Origin of the sequence: Acinetobacter sp. YH01024, assembly GCF_013420195.1 — a bacterium.
In the GTDB taxonomy this organism is placed as follows: domain Bacteria; phylum Pseudomonadota; class Gammaproteobacteria; order Pseudomonadales; family Moraxellaceae; genus Acinetobacter; species Acinetobacter amyesii.
Window position 1 is genome coordinate 1 of sequence record NZ_VOYQ01000071.1, and the last position, 8,628, is coordinate 8,628.

General features: G+C 32.3%; 6 protein-coding genes. 2 read left to right on the forward strand and 4 right to left on the reverse strand.

What is annotated here, in order from left to right; translation table 11 throughout:
• Positions 1 to 902: 902 nt before the first annotated feature.
• The 4 genes from FTT88_RS16315 to repM all read right to left on the reverse strand — a co-directional run bounded on the left by FTT88_RS16315 (position 903) and on the right by repM (position 4,259).
• Positions 903 to 1,223: a hypothetical protein gene (locus FTT88_RS16315; protein WP_180174109.1), complete on the reverse strand. Its 321-nt coding sequence runs from the start codon at positions 1,221 to 1,223 to the stop codon at positions 903 to 905.
• Positions 1,224 to 1,561: 338 nt separating this feature from the next.
• Positions 1,562 to 2,140 carry a hypothetical protein gene (locus FTT88_RS16320; RefSeq protein WP_180174110.1) on the reverse strand — a complete coding sequence of 193 codons (579 nt, stop codon included), beginning with the start codon at positions 2,138 to 2,140 and terminating at the stop codon, positions 1,562 to 1,564.
• 571 nt (positions 2,141 to 2,711) lie between these two features.
• Positions 2,712 to 3,266 (reverse strand): plasmid replication DNA-binding protein, encoded by a 555-nt coding sequence (locus FTT88_RS16325; RefSeq protein ID WP_180174111.1) that lies wholly within the window; start codon positions 3,264 to 3,266, stop codon positions 2,712 to 2,714.
• 63 nt (positions 3,267 to 3,329) lie between these two features.
• The gene (gene repM, locus FTT88_RS16330; RefSeq protein WP_179993430.1) at positions 3,330 to 4,259 is read right to left on the reverse strand and encodes a replication initiation protein RepM; all 930 of its coding nucleotides are present in this window, start codon (positions 4,257 to 4,259) and stop codon (positions 3,330 to 3,332) included.
• Positions 4,260 to 5,070: 811 nt separating this feature from the next.
• On the opposite strand from repM, the gene FTT88_RS16335 reads away from it, so the two are divergent.
• Together FTT88_RS16335 and FTT88_RS16340 are read left to right on the forward strand one after the other, a co-directional pair.
• Positions 5,071 to 6,222 carry a hypothetical protein gene (locus tag FTT88_RS16335; protein ID WP_180174112.1) on the forward strand — a complete coding sequence of 384 codons (1,152 nt, stop codon included), beginning with the start codon at positions 5,071 to 5,073 and terminating at the stop codon, positions 6,220 to 6,222.
• 187 nt (positions 6,223 to 6,409) lie between these two features.
• Positions 6,410 to 8,329 carry an acyltransferase family protein gene (locus FTT88_RS16340; protein ID WP_180067017.1) on the forward strand — a complete coding sequence of 640 codons (1,920 nt, stop codon included), beginning with the start codon at positions 6,410 to 6,412 and terminating at the stop codon, positions 8,327 to 8,329.
• The last annotated feature ends 299 nt before the right edge of the window (positions 8,330 to 8,628 follow it).

An 8,628-nucleotide genomic window follows, 5' to 3' on the forward strand; every position in this document is an offset into this window, starting at 1 on the left:
CTTTTTATTTTAATTTCACTATAACAGTAAATTAAAAAATGACGATCTCGATCGAAGGGGAATGTTGCCCTAACCTTTGAAATCATCATTTAAGTTTAAATCCTATATATTATTGAATAACGTGTCAATTTTAAGAAAAATATAGATATAAAAAAGCCCGACATCCTGTCGGGCTTTTTCGTATTGGTTCGCTTGGCATAACTCCTGTCTTGCCGCCGATCCTTGTGCGATTATTTATTTTTATTCTGCGGAACGTCCTGTTCTCTTATGACTTCATGATATTGAATACAAGGGGTTATGAATATCCGCAAAATCCTTAAATTCATGTGCGCTCAGGCGTACAAAATTGGTGGATTTTTATCCCAAGAGTTGTCCGCAGAAATTGGGGATAATTTAAGCCAGCGCTGTCTTGATAACGCAGAGAAAAATGACAAATTGATTAAATATTAATCAATTTTATTGGCAAGAAGTATCAAAATTGCTTAAAAAGAAACCGACTTGTTTCCAAGTCGGTTTTTTGCTGTTTTTTGGGGTGAGTGATAATTTTTAAGTTATTGAAAAACAAGGATATTTTAAAAAGTATTTCGTATAACCTCTATTATGTTAAATGGGGTTCCTATACTGGGTTATATAACTAAAAAATCTTAGAAATGGGCGTTTAGAGAAAAGATTTAAAAAATTTATTTTATAAAAAAAAGTATTTTAAAATTTATATTTATTAGTTTAGAGATAGGTACAAGTCTGCACCTATCTTTGAATATTTTTATTAGTCACAATTCGGGCAACTTTCGCCTGGACCATTACAAGGACCACCGCAATAATTACAGGTTGCATAACGATTTAGATAAATAAACATGTTAACCCTCATTTTGTATAAATATTAAACTTTAGAATATCAAAAATTATTTATTTTTTGCCAATTTTTCATTCGCATTGGCTAGAGCATCTTTACTCTTCTGATTGATATCTTCTAATTTCTGTCTACGTTCATTATCAATTGAAGAATCTTTAAGTAGATCATTACTTCTATTGATATTTTGTTGAGCAGCAGCTTTTGTTATCTCTGGAATTGCTTTAGTAACAAGAAATTTAGAGGTATTAAATAGCCCCTTACCAAACATCTTTAGCGCTGCTACTGATTTGTCCTTAGCATCTCCATGCTTGAGATCAAAAAGTTCATCGTCCATACTAAAATATTCTGAATCTTTTTTACTTTCAGACATTTAATTCACCCTCTATATAGTTTAGATTAGTATATATGTAGGTTTCTAACTGTAAAGCCTACAATTAAAAAGATTTGAGGGGCATAAAATGTTTATTAAGAAGATTTCACCGATATATATGGCTAGAGGAAAAAAATGTCCTAGCTGTGGAAACTGGACTATGCATGAAAAGCGTCCAGGATATTGGTATTGCTCTTCATGTAATGCAACAACTTTTGATTAACAGGTCTAAAAGTAAGAAATCCCTATAAATTTATAGGGATTTCTTAATAGTTAACTTTGAATTTGTTCAAAAACTCTCTTATAGAGAGGCAGGAATGATCTCAATTAACCAAATACTATAGTTGAATTAATTGTTGATTAATATAGAAAATTTTATTAAATATGCTGTCTAGTCTAAAGTATCTTTTTAAATTAGTTGTGTATTCCTCACAATGATATTTTATATACAATCCAAGATTATTACTCTCGGCTGGTTCATAAGGATCAACATAAACAATAAAATTTTGATCCAATTCAAGTGTTTGTTCAATGTATCTAGAATTATTTAACATACTTGCAAATGGAATAATTCTATCGATATATAAAGTACAAATACCAAGGTCAAAATAATCTTCAGAAATTCCTTTGAAATCGCCAGTGTTTTGATCAAATTCCAATTCACAAACGACATCTATCATACACGCTAGACTCAGCATGATCTCTCTATCTGGAAACTCTTCACTTAACATGGATTTACATGGAACTAATATTTTATATTTTTTATCTGGAAACTCTTCCAAAAACTCTCGAGCAGCTTGGATTTGACCAATAAGGTGGTCATCTGATAGCACCAATAAATTATTGCTCGGTTCTTCTGAATAGTTTGAATCAAAGATTTCGTCTATTTCTTCAACTGAAAAAGCTTCTATATACATATTTCTCTCTATATTAATAAAGTTAAATTTATAAAATTATTTGAGTTAATACTAAAATAATATGGCTTATAAAGCCCATACTAGACATGGACCTTTTTCGTTTTACTTCATTTAATAGTCATTATAAATAAGACTAATGGAAGGAAAAGTTTTCTTAAAATTTTCTAGTATAGATAGGATTTGTTTTAGATAATCAAGAGCCTTTTCTCATGTGTGCAGTAGGAGAAAAAATATCTATACCTTTAAGATAAGCAATGCCTTCCTTCTAACACAATTTTTTCTATTTTATACATTCCAAAGCACTAATCTAAGATTAGAACTATTTTCTTTATATATTTTCTACATACTTAACTTTTTCTCAAATTAACATAATACACCTTATACGAAATGCTGGTAGGACATTTCTACTTGGGAATAACAGCTGTATAATTATCCTTATAATTCAACGCTGTAGTTTCTAGTTTATAGCCCGAGCATCCCTGTTCGGGCTTTTTTTATGATTTTTCACGTTCCACGCCTATTCTTTGATCAATGTTCCACAACTTTGTTCATATCAGTTAAACAATCGTGGTTAATCATAGGGTCTAAAAAAACGGCTCCAAAAGCCTCTTTTTTCCGGTTCCTGTTCAATGTGCTCCGGTACTGGAATCCGCTTATTTTCTTTTTGATCTGGAGTAGTCAATCCGTCATGTTTGTCGTTATATACATTCAATGTAGATTCTACTTGAGATGGACTAGATTGAGCTGAAGTTGGTGTGGGATGAACCTGAGTTGGCTTCATTTCAATTAGGGTAAGTAATGTATCGATACGAGAATTTGCTTTAGCTTCGCGATCTTCTGCTTTTTCTAACTGTTTCTTTAGAAAATCGATCTGATTCTTTAGTTCAATAACTGTATTGTCTGTGTATTCAGGTGTATTTATAGTTTGTGTTGGAGACGTATCAGTGTGTTTTGAGTGTTTTCCACTAAAAGGTTCACCGTAAACGCGGAGTAACTCAGAGAAGTCGATAGAGCCATCATGATCACGACTTAACACCCCATTTTTTATATCTTTATAAAGTGTAGCACGAGATTTCTTATACAGTGTGGCTGCATCACTAACACTGTATTTTGTACTTGTTTTCATAGTGTATTGCTGTGTATTTAGGATACGTATTGAAGAATACAATAAGTGTATTCTTCAATACACTCAAGCTTTAAACCCTAAGTTCTTTAAGTGTGGCAAAAACTGCTGTTGTTGGTGAGGGTTTCTAAGCATATCCTTAATTTTAGCAGCTAAAATCTCATAACTTTCACCTTCTGAGGCTAAATGGGAAAGCTCATGTAAACGTGATAATTGATTCCCGAATAGATTAATTTGAGCATCAGATAGCTGATAAAAATCTTTCGAGGTATGTGTTATGGATTTAGATTTTTCTTTAAAAGAAAAGATAATATGAGTGACTTTACGCCCTGTTTTTTTCTGCTCATAAGTGACTTTTAGAGGGCTGTATTCATTGATTTGGTCTATAGCAGTGTCAATTACTCGTTTCTTGAAATCAGCGAATAATGGGTACTTTTTACCGAGTTCTAACATTGTCCGTAAACTCTCAACAGAAATTTCACGCTTACCTATTTGCCGATATTGAACCAGTAGTTCATAGATACGAATACCGTATCCACTATTGATCCCAGCAATGTCTGATAAGGCATATTTGGTGAATTCTCTACTTAGATTGGAAATGAATGGCAGAATGGGTTTTGAAAAACGGATTCCAATGACACTTTGACTATCTAAAAATTGGATTTCTTGCACCCATCTCATTTTTATAGATTTATCATCAATACTGAGATTAATAGACCTCTCATAGAGTCTATTAATACCTTCCTTTAAATCTCTGTATGCAGTTTTCTCATGTACGCCCAATTGTTTTAATTCATCGACGCTAACAGGGTATAACTCATCATCTGTAATAAGCTGATTTTTGGGAATCCGTGAAATGGCAGCTAAGACAATTCGTTGCTCTACGGCACTTAATTGATACGATGCTTCTATTACTTGATTTGATTTTACAACGTGATTTTTATTCAAAACAAAACCATTGATTTTTCTAATATATGACAAATATATACTTGTCATAGTTGGTAGTCAATCCGTCATAGTTAAGTAGTCAATCCGTCATAGTTAGTAGTCAATCCGTCATAGTTAGTAGTCAATCCGTCATATTTAAACGCTGAAACCTTTGCTATATAAGGCACAGAGACAACTGAAAAGATTTAAAAGATTTAAAATATATTAAAAAGGGAAGAATGAAAAATTGCCCTTGGTTTTCGCTACGCTCAAACTCTATTGAACTTCGCTAAAGCTCAGTTCGTTGGGGCAATTTTTTGGCTAATACCAATCTGGAATTTAATAAAAAGCAAAAGCAACTCGGAATTCGCTTCGCTCATAAATTTTTTATGCTCGCTTCGCTCGATCTAAGTTTAAAGATCTGCATCTAATTTCTTATTGTTCTAAGTTTTCATTTTTAAAAGAATGTTTTTCAGAGAGTCTAGGCGCGACTTTTCTTTGTGTCGCTCGTAGACACTCGCTAAAAACTATTGTAAATCGTCATATTTTGCGTTTTTAGCTCTGTTTACAGGTTTTTATAGTGATAGGTAATTTAAAAATAAAAGAAGCTTAAATCGCAAATAAGAGCGTTCTATGGTGATTAATCAAATTGGTGAAAACCAATTTTGAAATTGATATCTGCATGTGCTGACGCTCGATTTATGGAACTCTTATTTACAGAAAAACCATCATTGATCAAAAAAAAACTATTTTATAAAAATCTTGTTTTTTGTTCTTTTTTAATCAAAGATAAACTTTTATGCTTTCCGCATAAAAGGCATATTTTGATTAGATAATGATCTACTACACAACAACGAAAACGGACTGTCTTCTCAGTCTTATGCAATGCATTTCGAATGGAAGTGCTAAGTTTTGGTTTTCTGATACTGTGCCTTTTTCAAAGTTCCATCATGTGCTTCCAAAGTTAATTTTGGAGTATGGCCTCGATCTGACTGAATCTGAGCGTAAGAAAAAATCGGACTACGGGGAACCAGTATGGAGTCTGGTCATCAATTATGATCCAGCCAAAAGTGAGGTATTCCAGTTTTGGTTATTTACAACAGGCTACAGAGAAGCGCGAAGAAGTAAGCTGACGCTAAAAGAAATACTCGCCAAAAATTCGAGCATGGTACAGAAGCAAAAGTTGAATAGTCTTTTGACCACGAAAAAAGAAAAACTGTTGCGCTATGGGGATTATGTACTGGGACAATACATTGAGTTTAGTGATCTTAAGCCACAATTTTCTCGGGTTTATTACCATCCTGAACGCTTTGGCGTTATTTTTAATGTTCATGCCAAGCGTGTAAAAACTATTGATAGTAACCAAGATCTGGTTTATCGGGTGTTTAAGCCTTTTGATGCCTCTGATGTCAGGCGTTTTTCCAGTATTCAGCGTATTTTTGGCTTTGCTTTTTTAGAAAATGAACATACCCGTTGGAATCAGGCATCCGTGAGTGCATTTTTACTACAACGGTTTGGAATTAAATTTAACGATGACGTGAGCTATAACGAGCGGTTGAAAGAGCTAACTCGTGCATTACGCGGGGTTCGTAAAAAGCATTTGGAGTTTTTTCAACGATATTCTCAGAAGAAAATCCGTTTTACCTGGTATCTATCGCAAGAATTTATGAAGTCGGCAACGCGGGAGTTGAATAAAAAAATTGATTTCATTTCGACTGAACAGGCTGATCGTTTGAAAGAAGCCACTTTTAGATTGAGTTCTAAGGGGAATTTTCATGGTACACGTCATCAAATTGGCACGTTACAGGCTAAAATGAGATCGATATTAAATGCCCGAAATCCCGAGCAGAAGAAGCTGAATCAAATGTATTTTCCAAAAAACTTACACTATGTACGCTTCACTGCCAAGAAGGCTTGGAGTATGAAAGATTTTGAAGTGGCTTGTCGAAATGCAGATCAGATTTATTTGAATAAACGAAATAAGCAAAAGCCTAAAGATCAACGATTAAGAAGAGACAGAAAAAAATGCTAAAGCTTTTTCTTAAATTTCGCATAAGAGATTTTATGTTAATCAGATGATTAAAAGGCCCGTAAATAGGGCCTTTCGCATAACGTGTATTATGTTAATTTTAGGAAAACTTAAAATTAATAATTAATTCTGATTTCAATTTCATTAAGTTATAGAATATGCCAATTTACTGATTTACTGCACTTTTTCTATGCAATTTAGATACGATATAAACGGATTACGAGCAATTGCTGTTCTTGCTGTAGTTATTTTTCACTTTAATCCACAATCGCTACCAGGTGGATTTGCTGGGGTTGATGTTTTCTTTGTTATTTCTGGCTTTTTAATGACATCGATTATTTTTAGTGGCGTGGAAAAAAAGACCTTTAATTTATTCAAATTTTATAACGCCAGAGCAAATAGAATCATCCCTGTATTAGCTGCAATGTCAGCTGTTTTACTCGTATTTGGTTGGTTCTATTTAATCCCTAGTGACTATCGTGACTTAGGGCGACAAGTTGAGAAAAGTTCTTTATTTATATCAAATCTTTTATTTGCAAAAGGTGGTGGTTATTTTGATACAGCAGAGCATACAAAGTGGTTACTACATACATGGTCACTATCTGTTGAATGGCAATTTTATATCTTCTTCCCAATTCTCATTGTCATTCTAAAAAAATATTTCAGTTTTACAAATCTAAAACGTGTTGTTATAGGATTATTTCTAGCGAGTTTTATTTACTGTATTTATGCAACTTACAAAGACAGTAAGACTGCTTACTTCTTACTTACAAGCCGAGCATGGGAGATGTTACTCGGTGGGTTGGCGTTTTTATATCCTTGGTCAGTTAAAAGTAAGATAAAACAAATTACAATTCAATCATTAGGTATTGTACTTATTGTTGCTTCATATTTCCTAATGTCAAAAGATACATTATGGCCTGGTTATATGGCAATAATACCTGTCTTTGGTGCATATTTAATTATCGTAAGTAACTTCCAAAATAATTTCATCATCAATAACATAGTTTTTAACTATGTCGGAAAATGGTCTTATTCGATCTATGTATGGCATTGGCCTTTAGTCGTTTTTGGATTCTACTTTGCATTTGAAAATTGGTGGGTATACGGCATTCCACTCTCCATCTTACTTGGATTCTTAAGTTATCAATTCATTGAAAAGATTAATTTCCCACGATATTCATCATGGAAAGAAATATATAAAGTTAGACCTTTTTATATATTTTTAGTTATTTTAGCCTGTGGTTATACTATAAAAACAACTGATGGAATAGCTTCACGACTTTCAAAAACAGCTCAAATTGCTGAAAAAGAAAAACGTAATTCAAATCCTTATAAATGTGATCAGCAAGATTTCTATGAATGTGTTATAGGGAAATCGTCTAATATTAAAGCTATTATTATAGGTGATAGTCATGCTGACTCATTAACAACATCGCTATCTTCTATTTTTGATTTAAAATCAGAAGGAGTCCTTTCTTTATCTACATCGTCATGTCCTTTAATTTTAAATTTACAATATTATGATAAACAAAGCATTTGTCCTGAAATTAATAAAAAACGATTATTATTAATTCAATCTCAAAAATACAAAAATATTCCTATTATTTTAGCAGGAAGATATCCAAGCTATTTAATAGGAGAGAATGATCCTGACCGCATACCACCTGAAGGATCTAAGCCATTAATTTATTTTGAAAATAATCCCAAAGTTTCTCAAAAAAATAGATTGGCTGCATTTGAAAAAAACTTAGAGCAAACTTTATGTAAGATTGCCACAAACAATCCAATTTATATTATTCAACCTATCCCAGAACTAGGTTTTAATGCTCCACAAAAGATTATTAAAAATTCTTTTTATGGAAGAAATGAAAAAACATCAATTTCATATGATAGCTATTTGAGTCGATCAGAAGAAATACGAAAAATTATTAATAGAAGTGCCAATAAATGTAATGTGGAAGTTTTAGATGCATCTAAAATATTATGTAAAAATAATGAATGTATTTCCACATACAAGAATAGACCTATTTATCGTGATGGAGATCACCTAAGTGAATATGGGAATAAGCTTTTAACACCTATGTTTAAAGACACTTTACTTAAATAATTCACAAACTCTTTACGTCAGGTTTATTGTCTGCTTTTCACAGTAAACCTGACTAACTTTCTATTTAACATAAAATCTCTTATGCGAAATATCTGTTTCCATTTAAGATTGGTACATATCATAGACATAAAAAAAGCACTCATCATCTTGATTTACCTGACAATGAAGTGCTCTTTTTATTTTAATTTCACTATAACAGTAAATTAAAAAATGACGATCTCGATCGAAGGGGAATGTTGCCCTAACCTTTGAAATCATCATTTAAGTTTAAATCCTATATATTATTGAATAACGTGTCA